23 protein-coding genes are annotated in these 21,791 nt (G+C 38.1%); 8 read left to right on the plus strand and 15 right to left on the minus strand.

What is annotated here, in order from left to right; translation table 11 throughout:
* Nucleotides 1–44: 44 nt before the first annotated feature.
* Nucleotides 45–563, minus strand: coding sequence for a hypothetical protein (locus tag F984_RS13300; RefSeq protein WP_002054381.1), 519 nt, complete (start codon nt 561–563; stop codon nt 45–47).
* Between the two features lie 236 nt (nt 564–799).
* On the opposite strand from F984_RS13300, the gene mrdA reads away from it, so the two are divergent.
* On the plus strand, nt 800–2,818 hold the full coding sequence (gene mrdA, locus F984_RS13305) for a penicillin-binding protein 2 (RefSeq protein ID WP_002054406.1): 2,019 nt from the start codon (nt 800–802) through the stop codon (nt 2,816–2,818).
* Nucleotides 2,818–3,363, plus strand: a complete 546-nt coding sequence (gene rsmD, locus F984_RS13310) for a 16S rRNA (guanine(966)-N(2))-methyltransferase RsmD (RefSeq protein WP_004710047.1) — start codon at nt 2,818–2,820, stop codon at nt 3,361–3,363. Before mrdA ends, rsmD begins: the two co-directional genes overlap by 1 nt.
* 73 nt (nt 3,364–3,436) lie before the next feature.
* On the opposite strand, the gene F984_RS13315 is transcribed toward rsmD, so the two are convergent.
* The 9 genes from F984_RS13315 to F984_RS13355 form a co-directional block, all read right to left on the minus strand.
* Entirely contained in the window at nt 3,437–3,895 is a 459-nt protein-coding gene (locus tag F984_RS13315; RefSeq protein ID WP_004710049.1) for a hypothetical protein, read from the minus strand.
* 57 nt (nt 3,896–3,952) lie between these two features.
* Entirely contained in the window at nt 3,953–4,522 is a 570-nt protein-coding gene (locus F984_RS13320) for a HupE/UreJ family protein (protein WP_004710050.1), read from the minus strand.
* Nucleotides 4,523–4,531: 9 nt separating this feature from the next.
* Nucleotides 4,532–5,146, minus strand: a complete 615-nt coding sequence (ureG, locus tag F984_RS13325; RefSeq protein WP_000140200.1) for an urease accessory protein UreG — start codon at nt 5,144–5,146, stop codon at nt 4,532–4,534.
* 26 nt (nt 5,147–5,172) lie between these two features.
* Entirely contained in the window at nt 5,173–5,838 is a 666-nt protein-coding gene (locus tag F984_RS13330) for an urease accessory protein UreF (RefSeq protein WP_004710051.1), read from the minus strand.
* The gene (gene ureE, locus F984_RS13335) at nt 5,825–6,307 is read right to left on the minus strand and encodes an urease accessory protein UreE (RefSeq protein ID WP_002126865.1); all 483 of its coding nucleotides are present in this window, start codon (nt 6,305–6,307) and stop codon (nt 5,825–5,827) included. The genes F984_RS13330 and ureE overlap by 14 nt, the downstream gene beginning before the upstream one ends.
* Nucleotides 6,308–6,376: 69 nt before the next feature.
* On the minus strand, nt 6,377–8,077 hold the full coding sequence (ureC, locus tag F984_RS13340) for an urease subunit alpha (RefSeq protein ID WP_004710052.1): 1,701 nt from the start codon (nt 8,075–8,077) through the stop codon (nt 6,377–6,379).
* Nucleotides 8,078–8,114: 37 nt separating this feature from the next.
* Nucleotides 8,115–8,423, minus strand: coding sequence for an urease subunit beta (locus F984_RS13345; protein ID WP_004710053.1), 309 nt, complete (start codon nt 8,421–8,423; stop codon nt 8,115–8,117).
* A gap of 11 nt (nt 8,424–8,434) precedes the next feature.
* On the minus strand, nt 8,435–8,737 hold the full coding sequence (gene ureA / locus F984_RS13350) for an urease subunit gamma (RefSeq protein WP_002054385.1): 303 nt from the start codon (nt 8,735–8,737) through the stop codon (nt 8,435–8,437).
* Between the two features lie 100 nt (nt 8,738–8,837).
* The gene (locus F984_RS13355) at nt 8,838–9,713 is read right to left on the minus strand and encodes an urease accessory protein UreD (protein WP_004710054.1); all 876 of its coding nucleotides are present in this window, start codon (nt 9,711–9,713) and stop codon (nt 8,838–8,840) included.
* A 194-nt stretch (nt 9,714–9,907) separates the two neighbouring features.
* Between F984_RS13355 and F984_RS13360 the strand changes: the two genes are divergently transcribed.
* Both F984_RS13360 and F984_RS13365 read left to right on the plus strand, forming a co-directional pair.
* A complete protein-coding gene (locus tag F984_RS13360; RefSeq protein ID WP_004710055.1) occupies nt 9,908–10,231 on the plus strand; it encodes a hypothetical protein in 324 nt (107 codons plus the stop codon).
* Between the two features lie 202 nt (nt 10,232–10,433).
* A complete protein-coding gene (locus tag F984_RS13365; protein WP_002054321.1) occupies nt 10,434–10,913 on the plus strand; it encodes a copper resistance protein NlpE in 480 nt (159 codons plus the stop codon).
* A gap of 61 nt (nt 10,914–10,974) precedes the next feature.
* Here the strand turns inward: F984_RS13365 and F984_RS13370 are convergent, their stop codons facing one another.
* Entirely contained in the window at nt 10,975–12,579 is a 1,605-nt protein-coding gene (locus tag F984_RS13370; RefSeq protein ID WP_002054455.1) for an isocitrate lyase, read from the minus strand.
* A 588-nt stretch (nt 12,580–13,167) separates the two neighbouring features.
* Between F984_RS13370 and F984_RS13375 the strand changes: the two genes are divergently transcribed.
* The 3 genes from F984_RS13375 to F984_RS13385 all read left to right on the plus strand — a co-directional run bounded on the left by F984_RS13375 (nt 13,168) and on the right by F984_RS13385 (nt 17,494).
* Entirely contained in the window at nt 13,168–14,157 is a 990-nt protein-coding gene (locus F984_RS13375; RefSeq protein WP_001047619.1) for a LysR family transcriptional regulator, read from the plus strand.
* Nucleotides 14,158–14,279: 122 nt separating this feature from the next.
* Nucleotides 14,280–15,605 (plus strand): polyamine export protein PaeA, encoded by a 1,326-nt coding sequence (locus tag F984_RS13380; protein WP_002054376.1) that lies wholly within the window; start codon nt 14,280–14,282, stop codon nt 15,603–15,605.
* Between the two features lie 551 nt (nt 15,606–16,156).
* A complete protein-coding gene (locus tag F984_RS13385) occupies nt 16,157–17,494 on the plus strand; it encodes a CitMHS family transporter (protein ID WP_002054475.1) in 1,338 nt (445 codons plus the stop codon).
* Between the two features lie 45 nt (nt 17,495–17,539).
* On the opposite strand, the gene F984_RS13390 is transcribed toward F984_RS13385, so the two are convergent.
* The gene (locus F984_RS13390) at nt 17,540–18,052 is read right to left on the minus strand and encodes a hypothetical protein (protein WP_002054476.1); all 513 of its coding nucleotides are present in this window, start codon (nt 18,050–18,052) and stop codon (nt 17,540–17,542) included.
* Between the two features lie 222 nt (nt 18,053–18,274).
* On the opposite strand from F984_RS13390, the gene F984_RS13395 reads away from it, so the two are divergent.
* Entirely contained in the window at nt 18,275–18,823 is a 549-nt protein-coding gene (locus tag F984_RS13395) for a DUF2239 family protein (RefSeq protein WP_004710056.1), read from the plus strand.
* A 53-nt stretch (nt 18,824–18,876) separates the two neighbouring features.
* Here the strand turns inward: F984_RS13395 and cysN are convergent, their stop codons facing one another.
* From cysN to F984_RS22515, 3 genes are read right to left on the minus strand one after another with little or no spacing between them, the layout of a single operon-like run.
* On the minus strand, nt 18,877–20,490 hold the full coding sequence (gene cysN, locus F984_RS13400; RefSeq protein WP_004710057.1) for a sulfate adenylyltransferase subunit CysN: 1,614 nt from the start codon (nt 20,488–20,490) through the stop codon (nt 18,877–18,879).
* Between the two features lie 30 nt (nt 20,491–20,520).
* Complete coding sequence (cysD, locus tag F984_RS13405) at nt 20,521–21,429, minus strand: sulfate adenylyltransferase subunit CysD (RefSeq protein WP_000140408.1); 909 nt, start codon at nt 21,427–21,429, stop codon at nt 20,521–20,523.
* Entirely contained in the window at nt 21,422–21,553 is a 132-nt protein-coding gene (locus tag F984_RS22515) for a hypothetical protein (RefSeq protein WP_002054314.1), read from the minus strand. Before F984_RS22515 ends, cysD begins: the two co-directional genes overlap by 8 nt.
* Nucleotides 21,554–21,791 lie beyond the last annotated feature (238 nt).

Consider the following 21,791-nt stretch of genomic DNA (forward strand, 5'->3'; position numbering starts at 1 on the left):
ATTTGTGCTCTGCTTATGGCGAGTTAACGATAAGCTGCTTTGTTTTATAAACCAAAACTTAGAGAATAAGAAAATTGTATTTGCGGTTTTGTATTGGCAGCAACGGCTCCATTTTGATCAGTTAATTTTTCAGCTGCTCCAATACCCACACTAAAGGTACTAATCCTTTCTGAATTCAACAATACATATGCCAAATCGACGCCAGCACCTAAACGAGATTTATAATCTCCGTCTACAGATTTGCTATCAAGATGTCCAGCATAAAAGCCAATATAGTAACCATTCTTATCAGTTCCGGTAAGGTAGTAAGGATAGCGAAATCCGACTTGTCCACCGGCAGTTTTATCACCATTTAAAAATGCACCAACTTTTGCATAAGCAATCCCATAAGGATTTACCCACTCACCATTGAGATGTAACAATTTTTGAGTAAAACCTGCGCCTACATTCCAAGTCGCTGCTTTATGATCTGCTAATTTTGCTTCTGGAAGAAATGAATAATCTTGAGCATGAGCCCAACTACTTACTGTCAAAACTGCAAGTAAGGGATAAATTTTTCTCATTATTTTCTCCATTTTCCCTAATCGTATGGTGAGAACAACCCTATTCTATTGAATGAGAGACTTTAACAGAATTATTTTGCTTCTTATATACAAGACTCTACAATTTTGTTGTCTACAAAGTCAAAAAAGCCAATTTGTTTCTTCACTGAAACTTTGAAAATTATGCAATATTTTAACTGCGCTTGCGTTAGAATAAGCAGCTATTTTTCTCATCCTATGTCATTAAGTCGATCCGTATGAAACAGCACTTTCCTTTAAAAGATATCCAGCAAGAAAAGCGCATTTATCGAGGTCGTATATTTTTTGCCGTAGGTCTTGTGATTATTTGTCTATTAGTATTAGCAAGCCGATACGCCTATCTACAAATTTTTCATTACGATGAGTTCTCGACCGCATCGGATAAAAACCGTATTCGCTTACAACCTCTCCCCCCTGCTCGTGGTTATATTTATGACCGTAATGGTGTTTTATTAGCAGATAACTATCCTGTTTTTACCGCAACATTAAGTAAGGCTGATGTTGAAGATCCGGATGCGGTTATTGAACAATTACAACCAATTCTAGAGCTTACTCAAGAAGATGTAGACCGCTTTAAAAGCCGTATTAAAACGGCGCGTAAAACTGAACGCGTAGCAATTAAGCTGAACTTAACCGAGACAAATATTGCCAAGTTTAGTGAAGTTAAATACAAATTCCCTGGGGTGAGAATTGAAACCCAAATGACGCGCTATTATCCGCATGGTGAGTTGTTTGCTCATGTGATTGGATATGTGGGCCGTATTAACGATAAAGAATTAAAAAGTATTGATAAAGATTTATACGCTGGAACAAACCTGATTGGTAAAATCGGCGTAGAGAAAAGTTACGAAGATTTACTTCATGGAACACCGGGTTATGAATCTGTAGAAGCAGATGCTCATAGTAATGTATTGCGCCATTTAGGACGTAAAGACCCAACTCGCGGTAATGACCTGTACTTATCATTAGATTATGGTTTACAAGTCGTAGCATCACAGCAACTTGCTGGACGCCGTGGTGCAATTGTTGCGATAGACCCACGTACAGGTGAAATTCTTGCGTTGGTTTCAAGTCCAAGCTTTAACCCAAACTTATTTGTGACGGGTATTAATCATAAAGATTATAGCTCGCTACGTGACAACATCGATCAACCTCTTTATAACCGTGCTGTTCAAGGGGCATACCCTCCTGGTTCGACCATTAAACCAATGGAAGCGATGGGCGGTTTACATTATGGTATTGTGGACTGGTCTACTGCTATTTCCGATCCGGGCTACTTCCATTTACCTGGAGACTCTCATAAATTCCGTGACTGGAAAAAAACTGGTCATGGCATCGTGAACATGCACAAAGCCATTATCATGTCTTGCGATACCTATTTTTATATTTTGGCAAATCAAATGGGCATCGACCAGATGAACCAATGGATGCGCCAATTTGGCTTTGGTCAAAAAACAGGTGTCGACTTACCAAGTGAAAGTGAAGGTTTATACCCAAGTCCAGAATGGAAAATGCGTACACGCAAAACTAAATGGATGAAAGGTGAAACAATTTCCGTCAGTATTGGTCAAGGTGCATTTACTGCAACTCCATTACAACTTGCAATGGCAACTGCTATTACAGCGAATCACGGCTCTCATGTAGTTCCACATGTTTTACGTGCATCGCATGGTGCAAAACCTTTTACAGTCCGTAATGCGCCTGATGGAAAAATTAATTTCAACGGTACAGACGAAGACTGGGTAAAAATGCGAGAAGCCATGATTGATGTAATTCAATCAGGTACTGGACGTGGTATCCGTACATCGCTCTATCAAATTGCCGGAAAAACAGGTACGGCACAGGTTAAGAGTATTGCGCAAGGTAAACGCTACAACGAAGCTGCGCTTAGTGAACGCCAACTTGACCATGGTCTTTTTGTTGGGTTTGCACCTGCCGATAAACCAGAAATTGCTATTGCGGTCATTTGGGAAAATGGTCGTCATGGTGGTTCCGCAGCTCAACTTGCTAAGCCAATATTTGATTACTGGTTATTAACCCGCAATAAAAATCCAATTCGTCCAGCCAACCATCAAGTTAATGGTGGCCTTATGACAGCCGGAATTAAACCGGGCGAGCTTCCAAGTGGCGGCGAAACTGCTAGCTCTACTCCAGCAGCTGCTACAACTACCGCAGCAGCAACATCTGCTCCACAAGCTGCTCCTGCTCGCCCTGCTACAAATGAGATCGATGAATAATGAAAAATCAGTTGCGCATTATTGGGGGCGAATGGAAAAGACGAGTTTTGCCATTTGCCAGTATTGAGGGTTTAAGACCAACCCCAGATCGTGTCCGTGAAACGTTATTTAATTGGCTCATGTGGGACATTCAAAATGCTCAGGTTCTCGACATCTGTACAGGTTCTGGTGCATTAGGCTTTGAAGCACTTTCGCGCGGTGCCGCATTTGTTTATATGATTGAACCTGATAAGACTCAAGCACGATTTTTAAAAGAGAATATCCAGCTTTTAAAAGCGCAAAATTGTCATTTAGTTAATGCAACTGCTCAACAAGCATTACCGCACCTAAAAGAACAATTTGATGTAGTTTTTTTAGATCCGCCTTATAGTCTCGATCTATGGCAAGAGCTCGCTCACTTGGCAGATTCACATATTAAAAAGAATGGATACATTTATGTTGAAGCTGACCGAGATTTATCTCAGCTTCAACTTCCTGCAACATGGCAACAAGTTAAAACCACTAAAGCTGGTACAGTCCACGCAGGTCTTTATCAGAAAATTTAATCATGTAGAATCTTTATAAAGAATTACTTTAACTGATCTATTTATCTGAATTAGATTATTTTAATTTTGCATTTCAGAATAAATAGATCGTAAAAAATCGTATGAGTTGACCTCGATCATAAGGAAAACTCGAAATATATTCATAACCAATTTTCAGTCTTGGATTAACACTATAGTTAACTCCATACCCAACTGAAATGGATAAATCCTGAATATTAATATGATTCGTTAAACCAGCGATGCTTTTGCTGTGAAGTTGCCCTGTATCATAGGCTGTATAATTATAAATTACCCAACGTTCATTTGAATAAAATTCGTTTTTAAGCACATTATAGTTATTAATTTCATCATCATGCTCAATTGCCAACCGCCTTTGTTCCAAGTTTAAATCTGATTGATCTAACAACTGATCTGTATTTAATAAAGCAGATTCATCGCTTTCTGGTTGAAAAAAATCATAAGCCTGAACATATCCACTATAAAACATAGTGATCACTGTAAAAAAAGTATAAAAAATTTTCTCTACACACATTTTATTTTGCAAATTCAAAAAGGTAGCTTAAAGCTACCTTTTTTTGCAAGGTTTTAATTAACTTAAACCAATGACTGCTACAATTGCTGCGCAGGTACCCATAATTTTTTTTCCATAAGGTACATATCGTGTAAATACTGCGCCTAATGCAAGTCCAGCACAATAGATAAGTGCCATACTGGTAACCATACCAGTTACTAATGCAACAATATGCCCTGCATGTGCTAACTCAACACCATGAGCTACTCCATGAAAACTTGCGAGTAAAGCAGCAGCCATAGGCCATATCCGATTTGATTTTGTCCATAATGCAATCGCTGTAACAATCAAAGAAGCAATAATCCCATATTCAGCGATACTCTCCGGTATTAGACCTTGGGCACCTACTAAAAAGCCTACAATCAAAGCAATACTTAGAGTAATGATACCGGCAATTTTCCATTGTTTAGCTGCTGACCATAATAAGATCCCAAAACCTAAAGCCATCACTAAATGATCGAGACCAGTAAAAGGGTGAATAAAACCTGCTACAAATCCAGAATGCGCATGATCATGACCCGGGTGTGCCATAGCTAACACAGGTAACATGCTAAGGAGCCCGACACTACATTTTTTAATGAAATTCATAGTTACTCCTTAAGCTTTAAACAGCCCTTGCTTCTCAATAAATTGAATAATTTCTTCAAGCCCATCTTGTGTTTTCATGTTTGAAAATAAAAATGGTTTTTCACCACGCATGCGTTTTGCATCTTGGTCCATCACATCAAGATTTGCACCAACCATAGGTGCAAGGTCAGTTTTATTAATAATCAGTAAATCTGACTTGGTAATACCCGGACCTCCTTTACGAGGAATTTTTTCACCACCTGCCACGTCAATAACATACAAGGTTAAATCAGAAAGCTCAGGGCTAAATGTTGCGGCCAAATTATCGCCACCGCTTTCAATAATAATGAGTTCTAAGCCATCAAATTTCTCACACAAATCATCAATCGCGGCCAAGTTAATTGAGGCATCTTCACGAATTGCTGTATGAGGGCAACCACCTGTTTCCACACCCACAATACGATCTGGTGACATCGCTTCATTACGGGTTAAAAAGTTTGAGTCTTCTTTGGTATAAATATCATTTGTCACTACAGCCATATTGTATTTATCACGTAAGGCACGGCATAAGTTAAGCGTAAGTGCTGTTTTACCTGAACCGACTGGTCCGCCAATTCCGACTCGTAATGGACTACGTTCTGTCATGATTTTTATCCTTTTATTTCCTAATTTTAAGATCTGAATAACCGTGAATATTGTGTTTCGTGTTTCATACTCAGCATGGCATAGCGAGGTAAAGCACTACTCAGTTGCTCATCTTTAAGTTTTAAAGCCTTCTCTACAGCGTGTGGTACTCGCCCATGCAAATGCCACAAAATTCTTTGTCCTGCCATTTGTCCCAATGGGACTGTTTTTACGGCCGCTAAAACCTGATTTTCTAAAACAGTAAAGGTATACGCCGTGAGTACATCAATATCTTTAAGCTCTAAACGACCGCAAAGCTGTGCATAGACAGGTACAAAACCAAAGTGCTTTTTCACCTCAACTGGCTTTTTCAAAACATCTTTAATCCATGCATTTAAAGAAAACGCAAGCTGTTGAGATTCAGCAAGTAACTCTTTACTTTCTCGGCTTGCCTTATACAAATGTGCCCAAGTCAAGAACTCGTCTGAGTCATCATAATGTTGCATAAGACGCTTAAGTACAGGTAACTCAAAGCGTACCAGCAACATTTCAAGCACTTCTTCAAAGTAAGCAATGGCAGAGCTTTCATCGTGTATTAAGCCAATATCAATCGCTGTTTCTACACCTTGTGAATAACAATACGCTCCAACTGGCAATGCCGTCGAAGACAGTGTCAGCAGTTGAAGTAATTGCGCTGCGTTATGAATGGACATGGTGCAAAGCTTTGATTGGGCTTAAACGATGATCATGGCTATGCTGTGCATAGGCACCACTTTCAGGCTCGAACGGATGATCGGTTTCTGTCACAGTAAGCCCCAAACCTTCTACCATTTCAGCAAGTACATGATCAGGCTCAAAATATAAAGCTGTTGGTGTCAGCATTAATGGCACATGTCGGTTACCTAAATGATAGGCCGCTTTAAGCAAATCAAATTCAGTCTGAGCAGTAACTTGCATTAACCGTTCAGGTTTTGCATCAACTCGCAATACATCGCCCTCTTGCGTTGCAATATATGAACCACTACGCAAAATGCCAGTACGAGGCAAATCCGCACCGATATCTACGCCACTTGCTAAAGCCGCTCGAAAACGTGATTTCTGACGGGTATCAAACGTTAGCTCAACCGTTTCAAATGTCTGATCAGGAGAAATATCTTCAAGACGTTGGGTGTAAATTTTCATTTAGCTTTTCTCTCCTTACTTATTTCTTTCACATATAAGGTAGTGAGGCAAATCACCTCTATAAATTCATTAAAACAAGAAATAACGCTGTGCCATTGGTAACACTTCAGCAGGCTCACACGTTAGTAATTCACCATCGGCTCGTACCTCGTAAGTTTCGGGATGCACATGCATAACTGGACAATATGTATTATGTTTCATATCAGCTTTGGTAATTGAACGCGTATTTTTACATGGGCTAATTAACTTTTTCAGATTTAGTTTCTCAGCAACTTTTTCATCAATTGCTGCTTGAGATAAAAAGGTAATACAAGTGTTATGCACACCACGCGGATAAGCCCCAAACATTGGACGGTAATGCACAGGTTGAGGGGTTGGAATGGAAGCATTAATGTCACCCATCGGTGCAGCTGCAATCATGCCACCTTTAATAATCATGGAAGGTTTCACGCCAAAAAACGCAGGCTTCCACAACACTAAATCAGCAAGTTTTCCGACTTCAACCGAACCGATTTCATGGCTTAAACCATGGGTAATTGCTGGGTTAATTGTATATTTGGCAATGTAGCGTTTAACCCGATTGTTATCATGGAACTCATTGTCACCCTCTAATGGGCCACGTTGTACTTTCATTTTGTGGGCAGTTTGCCAAGTTCGTAAAATCACTTCACCCACGCGCCCCATCGCCTGCGAGTCTGATGACATCATGGCAATTGCACCTAAGTCTTGTAAAATATCTTCAGCAGCAATGGTTTCACGGCGAATACGACTTTCTGCAAAAGCAATATCTTCAGCAATTGCAGGGTCTAAATGATGGCAAACCATGAGCATATCTAAATGCTCGTCAATGGTATTAATGGTATAAGGTCGTGTTGGGTTGGTCGAAGATGGCAAGACATTACTTTGCCCAATTGCTTTTAAAATGTCGGGAGCATGCCCGCCGCCCGCACCTTCGGTATGGTACGTATGAATCGTACGGTCTTTAAATGCCGCTAGTGTTTCTTCTAAAAAACCACCTTCATTTAAAGTATCCGTGTGAATTGCGACCTGTACATCATACTCATCTGCAACGCTCAAACAGTTATCAATTGCTGCTGGTGTTGAGCCCCAATCTTCATGTAATTTTAACCCAATTACTCCTGCCTTAATTTGTTCACGAATAGGGTCAGGTAAACTCAAATTCCCTTTGCCTAATAGACCAATATTCATAGGTAAATCATCAATCGCCTGCAACATGGTCGCAATATGCCAAGGCCCTGGAGTCACTGTCGTTGCAGAAGTACCTGCCGCAGGTCCTGTCCCACCACCCACCATTGTCGTTGTCCCAGACATCAGCGCGGTTTCAACTTGCTGAGGACAGATCCAGTGAATATGAGTATCAATACCACCAGCTGTTAAAATTTGTCCTTCACCTGCAATTACTTCTGTCGCAGCACCTAAAGGAATAGTAATGTCGGGTTGAATATCAGGGTTTCCAGCTTTCCCTATTTTCCAGATTCGACCATTTTTTAAGCCCACATCGGCTTTAACAATTCCCCACCAATCTACAATTAAAGCATTGGTTATGACTGTATCGGCAACTTCATCAGCTAGAAGCTGAGATTGTCCCATCCCGTCACGAATAACTTTTCCGCCACCAAATTTAACTTCTTCACCATATGTCGTTAAGTCTTGCTCAACTTCAATAAAAAGCTCTGTATCAGCCAAACGAATACGGTCACCAACCGTTGGACCAAACATTTCTGCGTATGCACGACGCGACATTTTCATAATTTTTTACTCATATCTTTCATTATGGTTGTTATGTTTAATCCAACTTGCCCATGACTCGGCCTGCAAAACCATATACTTCTCGCTTACCAGCTAAAGCAACAAGCTCTACTTCTCGACTTTGTCCCGGTTCAAAACGTATCGCAGTACCCGCCGCAATATTTAAGCGAAAACCCTTTGCTATCTCACGATCAAACTCTAAGGCATCGTTTGCTTCATAAAAATGAAAATGTGAACCCACCTGAATAGGCCTGTCGCCAAGATTAGCCACTACAACTTTTAAAGTTTCTCGTCCGACATTCAGTTCAATATCAGCATCTGGAGTAATGATTTCACCGGGGATCATAAGCGTTCCTTTTATACTATTGGCTGATGAACAGTGACTAATTTCGAACCGTCAGGAAAAGTTGCTTCGACCTGAACCTCAGCAATCATTTCCGCTACGCCATCCATAACATCTTCACGCTTTAACAAGGTCGTTCCAAAGTGCATAAGTTCACTCACCGTCATGCCATCTCGAGCACCTTCAAGTAAGGCTGCCGAAATAAACGCAACAGCTTCCGGATAATTCAGCTTTAAACCTCGTGCTTTACGACGCTCAGCCACCAAACCTGCGGTAAAAATGAGTAACTTATCTTTTTCTGTTGGATTGAGTTCCATATCTCTTTCCTAATAGCATCTAGTTTTCTTTAAGCAAAATGCGTGCTCAAAAGCAGCATACTTGTTTTAATCGTTTTTAAAATACGCAATTTAACGTAAATTAGGTTTTCCAAATTCTTGGGAATTCCTCATCTAAATCAAACCAATACCGTCTTAATCTTGCTCTTATAGCCGCGAAAGCATCATGGCAATGTCGCACATCATTTCCTAAAAACCGAGCACACAGCACATCTTCTAGTAACGTCAAAGTCACAGGCACATCCATACGCATAATGAGTTCACGAATGAGTTCAATATGTTGCTCTAAATAAAATGAAGAACGGAATTTTGCTGGCGGTACAGCCCAGAAACTTGCCATTACAGCCAGATTATTCATTCCTAAACATGAGCTTAACCAGCGATCTCCCCCCTCAAAATATAAAGTATCGGCAACTAGTAATTTATTCTCACGCCATAACTTAAATTGATTGTGATAACTTCCCTGAACAAAATTCTCAGCTCGAGCCTGTCGGCCCAAAACCAGCATATCCCATCCAATAAAACTTGCTGTTTGTTCAAGGTGAATATGTGTTTCCGAATGTGCTACAGCACCATCAAATAACATCGTTTCTTGTGGCATCCACTCTAAAATAGAGTCATTTTTTACAGTCAGATAAATATGCTGAAAAGCCTGTTTACCATTGGTTCTATACCATTTCCCAGCTCCAGGTGTGGTAATAACTGCATGTGCCTGCTCTGCTGTTTCAATTTGGAAAGTAAGATGATCTCCTCCTGCAATTCCTGCTGGTGGATGAACAATAATAGCGTGGCAAACTCCAGTTTTTTCGGGCCAGAGCATTTTTTGCACCCGAACAGGGCCATGATGTTTCCTATGACTCATTATGGTGCGAGAATTTTTAAAACTAAAACCAAGCTCTAATTGTGCATACCAAAATGGTGCTAAAGAAGTCTGAGAAAATTGCTGAATCCGATTCATTTTGGCTCATTTTTAATAATGGCTTTTTTAATAAGCAAAATATGCACCAAATACAAAAAGAGGTCATTACAAACTTAGAAACAATTTTTTTATTTTAATGAGTTAAAAAATAGTCAATGTCTAACATAAAACCACAGTAAAGCATGGAATTATTTATACAATAGCGCCCATCCTCGCTCTTATAAATTTTTTCCATGAAAATCTTTTTCGTGTTAGTACCTTTTGTATTTTTAACTGGGTGTATTTTTGGCCAATCTAGTGAGCTCAAACGTGCAGAAAAACTATTAAATAATTTTCAATGTAAAAATGTTGAAACCAGTGAAATGCCTACAAGCTCTATCAATTCTTATTACCAACAAACTTTAGCCGTGAGTAAAGATAAAGCGACCTCTTATGTAGAAAGTTATAAAGAGGGTGAAGAATTATTCGCTATGCCTTTAGATGAAGTGGTAAAGAAGCAATATGAACTTTATAAAGCAGCATGCGACTCTCTAGGTGGAGTTTCTGCACAGCCATAATTAAAAACAGGTATCCATTAAATCACTCGAATGGATACCTCTACCCACCAACTTAATTTTAAAAATTACTATTAAAAGGTTCCTAATAAGCATTCACTTTACCTTTTGATAAAATTAAGCAACATAGTAACGCTTTTATTTTATTTTCTTTTTTTCTAGGCTTTAAATACTTTTTATTTTTTATTTTGAGGTTTTGGTCATTATGAAAAAATCATTATTAGCAATTGCACTTATGAGCACTCTTCTTGTCGCATGTAATAAACACGAAAATAAAACAGAGACAACTTCTGATGCATCTACCCCTGTACAAACTACTGAAGCAAGTAATGCTGTTGCCGTAGATACTGAACATACAGCAGAGAACTCTCTCGACTGGAATGGTAAATACAAAGGAACACTTCCTTGCGCAGACTGTGAAGGCATCAAAACTGAATTAAAATTAAAAGATGATAAAACTTATGAGTTGACTGAAACTTATTTAGGTAAAGGTGATACAAACCCATTTGAAACACACGGTAAGTTTGCTTTCGATAAAGACAACACTTCTATTATTACCTTAGATGATAAAGCTCAAAACCGTAAATTCTTTATTGGTGAGAATACTGCTACTGCATTAGACATGGAAGGTAAAAAAGTTGAAGGTTCTTTGGCTGAACATTATGTGTTGAAAAAAGAAGACTAATAAATTTTTCAATATAAATAAAAAAACCGCTCATTTGAGCGGTTTTTTATGAAGTCAATTCTTAGTGAGCTGAGAATTGGTTCATTGTGTTTTTAGAGTCATCACCAGCTTTAAGTGCGTTTTCACCAGCGAAGATTTCTTTGTGATCATCACCGATGTCTGAACCAGCCATTGCTTGGTGTTTCACACATGCGATACCGCCACGGATTTCTTTACGTTGTACGCCAGCAACATAAGCTAACATACCTTGATCACCGAAGTAACCTTGTGCCAATTCGTGAGTAGAAAGAGCAGCAGTGTGGTATGTAGGAAGTGTGATCAAGTGATGGAACACACCAGCTTCACGCGCAGCGTCTGCTTGGAAAGTACGGATTTTTTCATCAGCATCAGCAGCTAATTCAGTGTTGTCGTACTCAGCGCTCATTAATTTAGCACGGTCGTAAGCAGATACATCTTTACCTTCAGCAACCCAACGGTCATACGCTTGTTGACGGAAGTTTAAAGTCCAGTTGAATGATGGGCTGTTGTTGTAAACAAGCTTCGCATTTGGAACTACTTCTTTAACACGGTTAACCATGTGAGCAATTTCTTTTACGTTTGGAGTCGGAGTTTCGATCCAAAGTAAGTCAGCACCGTTTTGAAGGCTAGTGATACAGTCAAGTACAACACGGTCAATCTGAGTGCCTTCACGGAATTGATATAAACCAGAAGCTAAACGAGTTGGACGGTGTAACTTGCCATCACGTTTAATTAAGATTTCATCATCAGTTGCTTCAGAGATATCAATTTCTTGAGTGTCTAAGTAGCTAATATATTTAGATGCGATATCGCCTGGTTCTTTAACTACTGGGATGCTTTGAGTAAGGTCAGCACCTTCAGAGTCAGTACGAGCAACAATAACGCCTTCTTCTACACCTAATTCTAAGAATGCATAACGAAGAGCATGGATCTTAGCGATGAAGTCAGCATGTGGAACAGTTACTTTACCAGCTTGGTGACCACATTGTTTTGCATCAGATACTTGGTTTTCGATTTGAAGCGCACAAGCACCAGCTTCAATCATTTTCTTAGCAAGTAAGTAAGTTGCTTCTTCGTTACCGAAACCAGCATCGATGTCCGCAATAATTGGCACAACGTGAGTTTCGAAGTTGTCGATTTGAGCTGTGATTTCAGCTACTTTCGCAGAGTCACCAGCTTCTTTTGCTTTGTTTAAAGCACGGAACAAGTCATTTAATTCTTTTGCATCAGCTTGACGTAAGAAAGTGTAGATTTCTTCGATTAAAGCAGGTACTGAAGTTTTTTCGTGCATAGATTGATCAGGAAGTGGACCAAATTCTGAACGAAGTGCAGCAACCATCCAACCAGAAAGGTAGATATAACGTTTGCTAGTAGTACCGAAGTATTTTTTGTTAGCAATCATTTTTTGTTGAGCGATGAAACCATGCCAGCAACCTAATGATTGAGTATATTTGCTTGAATCAGCATCGTATTCAGCCATATCACGACGCATAATCGCAGCTGTATACTTAGCAATATCTAAACCTGTTTTGAAACGGTTTTGAAGTTGCATACGAGCAGCATCTTCTGGGCTAATGTCTGCCCAAGTGTTGCCGAATTTTGATTTTAATTCACGTACTGCATCAATCGCTGTTTGATATGTAGTCATGATATTGTCCTGTATTCATTTTAGGATTTCATCGATCGAAGCCTAGAGTCATGTTACTTAAATTTCTTATGACACCAGCTGCTTCTTCATGTACACAGCTTAGACTTAGCCAATCAATTAATCCAATATCCTTCGTTAATCTTCAGTATTTATTTAAAAAATATACCAATAAATCGATATTATAAGTAAAACTAAAAAACATAACACTTTGTTTATAAAAACAAAATAATCCTAAAGGAGTATAGTATTTTGATCAAAAAACTCTCCAAGTTTTATTTTTATACAGTTCTTAAGATTTTTCCATTCATTTTTAGTGTTAAAAGTCAATTGTAAATTAGGCGACTTTTGCCAATGAAAAAAGTCAATCAACATGCTATAACAATACTAAATATTAATTAAAAATATTTCTTCCATAACTACAAATATAAAAACATATCAAAGATAACAAAATCGAGCATTTGAGGTGCTTTTCAGGCATACTTAATTTCAACAAAAAATGTCGTTTTTCTCATCATTTTTTCACACAATGTTCTTTAAATATGGCATAATTTGAAACAATTTTAGGGTTTTATTTTCGGTATTTTTTTTATGAATCTGGAGCGGGTAGATCTTAATCTATTAATATATCTTGATGTTCTTCTTCGTGAAAAAAATGTTACTCGCGCAGCCGAACAACTTGGTGTTACTCAACCTGCCATGAGTAATATTTTACGCCGTTTGCGTAATTTATTTAATGACCCTCTCCTGATCCGTTCATCTGAAGGGATGACGCCGACAGAACGTGCGCTTGAATTACAACCACGTATTCGCGATGCCCTTTCTGATCTTTCCATGATTTTGGAACCGCGTACCGAATTTCGCCCTTATACCAGTAATCGCGTTTTCCGTATTATGACTTCTGACTATGCAGAAGCAACCCTAGTTCCTCGTCTTGTTAAAGCTCTACGCTCTGAAGCACCAAACGTTGTACTCGATTTTCTCACTCCAAGTGACGTGTCATATAGAGATATGGAGCAAGGTAAAGTTGATCTAGCAATTAATCGCTTCAATGAAATTCCACAAAGCTTCCACCAAGTTTTAGTTTGGCGTGATAGCTTTAGCTGTATTTTAAATGACAAACACCCTGCTGTTACTCATTTAAACTTAAAAAGCTATTTAGATGCTCAACATATTTGGGTATCTAAAACTGGTATGGGTGTAGGTTTTGGGGTAAACCCTGACAAACAAGGTGGCCTAGGCTGGATTGATCAGGCATTAGAACGTATTGGTCAACGTCGTAAAATTTCTGTGTTTACGCGCCACTATCAAATGCCAGCATTACTTGCTCAAAATGTTGATTTGATTGCAACGCTTCCAACTCGAATGGCTCGTTTGCAAGCACAAAATCCAAAATTAGTCATTAAGGATCCACCGTTTTATATTCCTGAGTTCGAACTCAAGATGGCATGGTGTCCATTATTACATCATCATCCAGCTCATCGCTGGTTACGCCAACTTATCTTATTCGTTGCTCGCCAAATGATCGAAGAGGAAAATCGTGAATTCCTAACCAATAATTCACAATTTTCCCACTATTAAATAAATTTTAATTTAATTGTCTCTTTCAAACATTATCTTAAGCGCTGAGCAATCAATCTGATTACCTCAGCGCTTTTTTGTGTTAAAACATAGTCATAATAATGATGATCCTCGGGTGATTTGTGAGTCTCTTTCAAAATATCATTATCATCGTACTGCTCATCATCGCAGCAGGCTTTTTATCTTTAACTGAAATTGCTCTAGCTGGTGCCAGAAAAGTAAAGTTAAAAATTTTGGCCGAAGCTGGCGAAGAACGTGCTCAACAGGTACTTGATTTACAAGAACAATCTGCAGACTTTTTTGCAGCATCCCAAATTGGCCTAAATGCTGTCGCAATCTTAGGCGGTATCTTGGGTGAAGCTGCATTTCGTCCTTTCTTTGTCAACTTAGTTGACCGCTTTTACCAAGGTCCGTGGACGCAAACCATTGGTTTTGCCCTATCTTTCACCTTGGTAACTTCTTTATTTATTTTATTTGCCGATCTCATGCCAAAACGATTGGCAATGATTGCACCTGAAAAAATCGCAATTAGCGTGATTAATCCTATTCAGATTTTTATTAAAATCTGTAAGCCCTTAGCATGGGGCATCAACGCAATCGCAAATTTGTTATTTCGCTTATTTAAAGTAAATACAACACGTGAAGACAATATAACTTTTGATGATATTTCAGCAGTTATGGATGCTGGTGCTCAAGCAGGTGTACTGCAAAAACAAGAACATCATTTTATTGAAAATGTATTTGAGCTTGAAGAACGCACAGTGCCGTCAAGTATGACAACGCGTGAAAATGTTGTGTATTTTACTTTAAATGAACATGAAGACAGCATTCGACAAAAACTAGCAGAATATCCTTATTCTAAATTTTTAGTTTGTAATGAAAATATTGATCAGGTTATTGGTTATGTAGATGCCAAAGATTTTTTAGTTCGTATTTTAAATAATCAATCGCCTACACAGTTAAATGAATCTACTATTCGCAATGTTCTCATTATTCCTGACACTTTAACACTTTCTGAATTACTTGATCGCTTCCGCTCAACAAAAGAAAAATTTGCCGTTGTAATTAACGAATACGCGCTTGTGGTCGGTGTTATTACCTTAAGCGATATTATGATTACCGTTATGGGCGATTGGGTTACCCCAATTGAAGAAGAGCAGCAAATTATTAAACGTGATAATAATTCTTGGTTAATTGATGGAAGTACACCAATTGATGACCTAAGGCATGCTCTAGAAATTGATGAAATGCCTGATGAAGAAAATTATGAAACATTAGCCGGATTTATGATGTACCGTTTACGCAAAATTCCTCGCCCCGCAGATTTTGTTGAATTCGGTGGTTATAAATTCGAAGTTGTCGATGTGGACCATTTTAAAATTGATCAGTTACTGGTAACACGTGTATTAGAAAAATCTGACCTCCCCTCAACACCAGATGAAAATTGATTTATTTTGGTGCAAAATATCCTGCTAATTAAAGCGGGATATTTTTTTAATAAAATAATTTTTAAACTCATACTTATTTTAAGATAGTGTTATTTTAAAAGTTTAATTTATTATCTTAATCATATTTTTAAATATATAAATTAACTCTTTAATTAAAATAAAAATTTTTAATTAAAGAGAAATAAAAATTTGCACATAAAGCATTTACAGCTTCCTCTTACTTATGTAACGTAGCTATAGCAAGCAATGTAAATGGGTATACTTCTCATTTCAGCATTCAAAAACAAATATAATTGTTAAAAATATATGATAATTCCAAATATGATAAAGGTTTTATATGCTCTAATAATAACTACTATATATTATAAATAGACTATACCAATAATATATATATTCAGTATTTTCCTAGAATATACCTTTCCAAGTGAATATATATTAACCAAATAAACTAAATATATTATTTGTCTTTTTAATAAAAATTCATAAGAATAATCAAAGTCAGAGTTTTGAATAAACTTGTTCAGTAAAACTAAAGGCAAAGGATTGATTGTATGCTGACATTACTTGGTGTTGGCATGATTTTATGCTTCATGTATTTAATCATGTCCAAACGTTTAAGCCCTATTATTGCTTTAATTCTTATCCCATTTATTTTTTCTCTTATCGCCTGGGGCCTTGGTCATTATTTTGAAAGCTTAAGTCATATTGAGCTCAAGGGTCTTAGCGAAATGATGCTAGAAGGCATCAAAAAACTTGCGCCTACTGGCGTAATGCTATTATTCGCGATTTTATATTTTGCCTTAATGATCGATGCAGGTCTTTTCGATCCTCCGGTTAAATGGATTTTGAAAAAAGTTAAAGGTGACCCTCTAAAAATTACATTAGGGACAGTTTTTTTAACTACATTGGTTTCTCTTGATGGTGATGGCTCGACCACATATATGATATGTGTTGCAGCAATGCTTCCTCTCTATCAACGCCTAGGTATGAATACACTTATCATGACAGCACTTATGTTGTTATGTAGTGGTGTCATGAATTTAACACCATGGGGAGGCCCTACTGCTCGTGCAGCGAGTGCGCTTCAAGTCGACCCAAGCCATATTTTTGTACCAATGATCATTCCAATGGTGATTAGTATTGGCTGGTTATTCTTCTTGGCATATTTATATGGTCGTTATGAGCAAAAACGTCTAGGCGTAATTGAGCTTGAAAGTCACCATGGTGACAACATTACCGTTTCAAAAGATCCGGAAGCGACTCGTCCACATTTACGTAAAGTAAATATGGTACTTACCATTATTCTTATGATTGCGTTGATCAAAGGTATTTTACCAATGTCAGTGTTATTCATGCTGGCGTTCTGTATTGCGATGCTTATTAACTATCCAGATGTTGATATGCAGAAGAAACGTATCGCTATGCATGCAGATAGTATCTTGGCTGTTGTCGGTTTAATTTTTGCGGCAGGTATTTTTACAGGTATTTTATCTGGCACAGGCATGGTTGAAGCGATGTCTAAAGAATTTGTCGCAATGATCCCTGCAAGCATGGGTCCATATCTTGCACCAATTACAGCGTTGGTAAGCATGCCTTTGACGTTCTTTATGTCAAACGATGCATTCTTCTATGGTGTATTGCCTATTCTTGCCGAAGCTGCTTCACATTATGGCATTAGTCCAGAAGCGATTGCTCGTGCTTCAATTGTAGGTCAACCTGTACACTTATTATCACCTCTTGTTCCATCAACTTACTTATTATGTGGTCTTGCTAAAGTCGATTTTGCAGATCATCAAAAGTTTACTTTTAAATGGGCATTTATTACTTGTATGGTGTTAATGGGTACAGCTTTAGTGATTGGTGTTTTCCCACTTTTTAGTGCAATCTAAGCATATTCTGCTATAAAAAAATAAAAGCCCCAATTGGGGCTTTTTTTATTTATTCACATACTCAATCATGGCATCTAAGAACGCATGAAAGTGCAAGGTAATATCTTCTTCTAAAATTTTATAGGCATTATCAAATTGCACCATTGGCCAACCTTCTTTCCAAAATGGGAAGATATCATGTAAGTCATGGGTAACTATGCCATCTTCACGAACAATTGCTTGTGAAATTTGTGCCAAAACTTGCGCTGTTTCTGCCCCATCAATAGCTAAATAATCAATACCACGTGCTTTTAAAATACGAATTCGATCTTTTTTATAGCGAATTTTTTTAGCTTGAGCTGCATTTAAACCTAGTGCAAGAGTAACTGCCTCTACAAATTTCTCTTCAAAATTTGTATTTAGTGCTACCAAAGCCTGTTTATGCGCTTCCTGACGTCCTGCTTTCCCCCCGCTACGGATGATCTCATGTGCTTCCGTATCTAGCTTATCTTTTTTCATCGACTGTAAAATGTCTAAAATTTCGATATCGCTTAAAGATTCAGGAGATTGCTCAAACATAGGAGTCCTTATACATACAACTAAAGACACATTCTCTCATAAAAGCAATATTAAAGCAGAACAAAATTTTAAATGGTCGATTATCTTGACTATTTTTATAGTCCTAATCTCAGAGACTACATTCATAAAACCTGATAATTCTTTGGTTATGAATTTTACTATTTGCTAAACTAGTTTTACCCTGATAATATTATTTTACCCTGATAAAAATATGCGGCTAAAATGAATACTAAAATCACCTATACTGCTTTCACTGGAAGCACGCTTATTGCGAGTGACTCCCTTATTGAACTTGCAAAGAAACTCAAAGAACTTCCGAAAACAACGGAAAATATTCTGATTTTTAATGATCAAACAGGTCAACAAATTGATCTTGACCTTTCTGGTTCGGAACAAGAATTTCAACAACGTTATGCTGAGCCGGAAGAAATTAAAAAAGTTGGACGACCTAAACTTGGCGTAATTTCGCGTGAAATCACTTTACAGAAAAAACATTGGGATTGGTTAGACCAACAAAGTGCGAGTGCATCAGCAGTGATTCGCAAGTTAATTGATAAAGAGTTAAGTAACCCAAATTCTGAAGGCAATATTATGCTCGCCAAACAAGCCATCGATCGTTTTATGTCGGCCATGTTAGGTAATATGCCAAATTATGAGGAAGCAACACGTGCCTTATATCAAGGTGATCGAAATACATTTTTAAAGATGATTCAGAACTATCCTAAAGATTTAAGAGAATATTTAACTTTAAAAGCCCAAAATATTTTCTAAACTCAATAAAAAAACCCGCTTACGCGGGTTTTTTAGAATTCATTTTCAATCTATTAAAGACGAACCAATTCCACGATTTTTTCTACTGCTTCTTCCACAGTTTCAGCAGTTATCTCTGTATCTATACCTTCCACAGAAGTTGTGATAATTACAACACCCGTCTCACGTAATAGAACCAATTGCTCAGCTGTTAAGCTTGCTTTTGCAATTGCAACTACACCTTGCTGAATCAGTAAACTTTCTAAAGCTTGAGCTTTTTCAATTAATTGTGCAGAAACACCAATAGCGGCAGGTTTTTGACCTAAACGAGCAGCACGGTCTTCGGCAGTAACAGCATTGCTATGAGCAGTCCATTCTACAGCCGCCTCTACCATGCCCGCACCAACAGTCACGTTACTTAAACGGTCAATAAATATAAATGAACCTGTGTAACGCGAATCTTGATAACGGTCAAACACGACTGGAGCATCGAACTCAACCACAACTTCCGCAATTGCATTTAACTCAAGCTCTTCGACCTGAGTATGCTCAAGTGTATTCACATTTACACGGTAGTGAATGTTCGTCACTTTTGCTGGAACGGTTTGTGTACCAATCTTAATATTGTACAACTTACCTTTTACAAGTGGATGCTCATTCATCCATACCACAGAAGCACGAACGCTACGTGAAATTAATGGTTGCTCACCTGCACGTACCAACACGTTTCCGCGGCTAATATCAATTTCATCGTTCAACGTTAATGTAACTGCTTGGCCTGCAACTGCTTGCTCAAGGTTACCATCAAAAGTAACAATTTCTTTAACTGTAGAACGCTTACCAGAAGGTAACGCTACAATTTCATCACCAACTTTAATTTCACCTAATGCAACTGTACCCGCAAAGCCACGGAAATCGAGGTTTGGACGGTTCACATATTGAACAGGGAAACGGAATTCGTGTTTATTTGTCTCACGGCTAATTTCCACAGACTCAAGAATACTCATCAAAGTCTGACCTTTATACCAAGGAGTATGAGCCGATGGATTTACAACGTTATCGCCATTCAAAGCAGAAATTGGAACAAATAAAATATTAGCTGGGCGACGGTCACCTAACTGGCTCACGAACGCATCATATTCAATCTGAATTTCATTAAAGCGCTCAGGTGAATATTCAACCAAGTCCATTTTATTAATGGCAACTACAATATTCTTAATACCAAGCAAACTTGCAATAAATGTATGGCGACGAGTCTGAGTTTGCACACCATAGCGCGCATCAATCAAAATGATTGCAAGATCAGCAGTCGATGCACCAGTTGCCATGTTACGGGTATATTGTTCATGTCCCGGTGTATCAGCAATAATAAATTTACGCTTTTCAGTCGAGAAATAGCGATAAGCTACATCAATAGTAATACCCTGCTCACGCTCGGCCTGCAAACCATCTACAAGTAATGCCAAGTCCGGTGCATCACCTGTTGTACCCACTTTCTTACTGTCACGTGTTACAGCTTGCAATTGATCTTCATAAATCAATTTTGAATCGTAAAGTAAACGGCCAATTAAAGTACTTTTACCATCATCTACGTTACCGCAAGTCAAAAAGCGTAAAAGGTCTTTTTGTTCATGCTGTTTTAAATAAGCCAGAATGTCTTGGCTGATTAAGTCTGATTGATGAGACATTGCTCAAACTCCACAAATTTAGAAACTGTCTTAGAAATAGCCTTCTTGCTTTTTCTTTTCCATTGAGCCTGCTTCATCATGGTCAATCATACGACCTTGACGCTCAGAACTTGTTGCCAATAACATTTCCTGAATAATTTCTGGCAATGTATCAGCTTCAGACTCGACTGCACCTGTTAATGGATAACAGCCTAGCGTACGGAAACGTACAGACTTCATTTGCGGAACTTCACCCTCTTTTAAACGCATGCGTTCATCATCCACCATAATGAGCGTACCACTACGCTCAACAACAGGACGAACAGCAGAGAAATAAAGAGGAACAATTTGAATATTTTCTAAATAGATATATTGCCAAATATCTAACTCAGTCCAGTTTGATAATGGGAATACACGAATACTTTCGCCTTTGTTCACTTTACCATTGTAAAGATTCCAAAGTTCAGGACGTTGGTTTTTAGGATCCCAACGGTGCTTACTATCACGGAATGAATACACACGCTCTTTCGCACGTGATTTTTCTTCATCACGGCGCGCACCACCAAAAGCAGCATCAAATTGATATTTGTCCAGAGCCTGTTTTAAAGCTTGGGTTTTCATAATATCTGTATATTTTGAGCTACCATGATCAAATGGATTGATACCTGCTTCACGGCCTTCTTTGTTCTGATGAACAATTAAATCAAAGCCATGGGTTTTTGCCATGTTATCGCGAAACGCGATCATGTCTTTAAACTTCCAACCAGTATCTACATGTAATAAAGGAAAAGGAAGCTTCGCAGGATAAAATGCTTTTAATGCAAGATGGAGCATTACAGCCGAGTCTTTACCAATTGAGTAAAGCATGACTGGGTTTTCAAATTCTGCCGCAACTTCACGAATAATATGAATACTTTCGGCTTCAAGTTGCTTGAGATGTGTAAGTCTTGATTCAGTCATGAACACGTCCTTCTCTATCCATTTTGCCCATAAAATCTAGAAGTGGTATTAAACCACCACTTAGAAGACCATGTGGAGGAACGAGTGCCATAACAACTCCAATTTTTTGTGATAAATAATCCAACCACAAGCCTTTATGAGGCTTATAGCATTAGTTATGCATTATAGTGATTTAAAACTGTTTTCTTTTGCTTGTTTTTTCATATTGATATTCAAATTCATCATATAAATGTAAAATACTGATTCGCATAGATAACATGTCCATCCTAGCTCGCATCGTTAACCGAAGCAAATCACGATCTCATCTTTAAATTTCTTTAAATACAATAAAAAAAGAGAAGCCATTTTAGCTTCTCTCTTTC

The sequence above is a fragment of the Acinetobacter nosocomialis NIPH 2119 genome (assembly GCF_000368085.1).
Classification (GTDB): Bacteria; Pseudomonadota; Gammaproteobacteria; order Pseudomonadales; family Moraxellaceae; genus Acinetobacter; species Acinetobacter nosocomialis.

Excerpts from the sequence above, each read along its gene's own strand:
- F984_RS13300 (WP_002054381.1), bottom strand. The coding sequence starts at position 563 with ATGAGAAAAATTTATCCCTTACTTGCAGTTTTGACAGTAAGTAGTTGG.
- mrdA (WP_002054406.1), top strand. The coding sequence starts at position 800 with ATGAAACAGCACTTTCCTTTAAAAGATATCCAGCAAGAAAAGCGCATT.
- rsmD (WP_004710047.1), top strand. The coding sequence starts at position 2,818 with ATGAAAAATCAGTTGCGCATTATTGGGGGCGAATGGAAAAGACGAGTT.
- F984_RS13315 (WP_004710049.1), bottom strand. The coding sequence starts at position 3,895 with ATGTGTGTAGAGAAAATTTTTTATACTTTTTTTACAGTGATCACTATG.
- F984_RS13320 (WP_004710050.1), bottom strand. The coding sequence starts at position 4,522 with ATGAATTTCATTAAAAAATGTAGTGTCGGGCTCCTTAGCATGTTACCT.
- ureG (WP_000140200.1), bottom strand. The coding sequence starts at position 5,146 with ATGACAGAACGTAGTCCATTACGAGTCGGAATTGGCGGACCAGTCGGT.
- F984_RS13330 (WP_004710051.1), bottom strand. The coding sequence starts at position 5,838 with ATGTCCATTCATAACGCAGCGCAATTACTTCAACTGCTGACACTGTCT.
- ureE (WP_002126865.1), bottom strand. The coding sequence starts at position 6,307 with ATGAAAATTTACACCCAACGTCTTGAAGATATTTCTCCTGATCAGACA.
- ureC (WP_004710052.1), bottom strand. The coding sequence starts at position 8,077 with ATGAAAATGTCGCGTCGTGCATACGCAGAAATGTTTGGTCCAACGGTT.
- F984_RS13345 (WP_004710053.1), bottom strand. The coding sequence starts at position 8,423 with ATGATCCCCGGTGAAATCATTACTCCAGATGCTGATATTGAACTGAAT.
- ureA (WP_002054385.1), bottom strand. The coding sequence starts at position 8,737 with ATGGAACTCAATCCAACAGAAAAAGATAAGTTACTCATTTTTACCGCA.
- F984_RS13355 (WP_004710054.1), bottom strand. The coding sequence starts at position 9,713 with ATGAATCGGATTCAGCAATTTTCTCAGACTTCTTTAGCACCATTTTGG.
- F984_RS13360 (WP_004710055.1), top strand. The coding sequence starts at position 9,908 with ATGAAAATCTTTTTCGTGTTAGTACCTTTTGTATTTTTAACTGGGTGT.
- F984_RS13365 (WP_002054321.1), top strand. The coding sequence starts at position 10,434 with ATGAAAAAATCATTATTAGCAATTGCACTTATGAGCACTCTTCTTGTC.
- F984_RS13370 (WP_002054455.1), bottom strand. The coding sequence starts at position 12,579 with ATGACTACATATCAAACAGCGATTGATGCAGTACGTGAATTAAAATCA.
- F984_RS13375 (WP_001047619.1), top strand. The coding sequence starts at position 13,168 with ATGAATCTGGAGCGGGTAGATCTTAATCTATTAATATATCTTGATGTT.
- F984_RS13385 (WP_002054475.1), top strand. The coding sequence starts at position 16,157 with ATGCTGACATTACTTGGTGTTGGCATGATTTTATGCTTCATGTATTTA.
- F984_RS13390 (WP_002054476.1), bottom strand. The coding sequence starts at position 18,052 with ATGTTTGAGCAATCTCCTGAATCTTTAAGCGATATCGAAATTTTAGAC.
- F984_RS13395 (WP_004710056.1), top strand. The coding sequence starts at position 18,275 with ATGAATACTAAAATCACCTATACTGCTTTCACTGGAAGCACGCTTATT.
- cysN (WP_004710057.1), bottom strand. The coding sequence starts at position 20,490 with ATGTCTCATCAATCAGACTTAATCAGCCAAGACATTCTGGCTTATTTA.
- cysD (WP_000140408.1), bottom strand. The coding sequence starts at position 21,429 with ATGACTGAATCAAGACTTACACATCTCAAGCAACTTGAAGCCGAAAGT.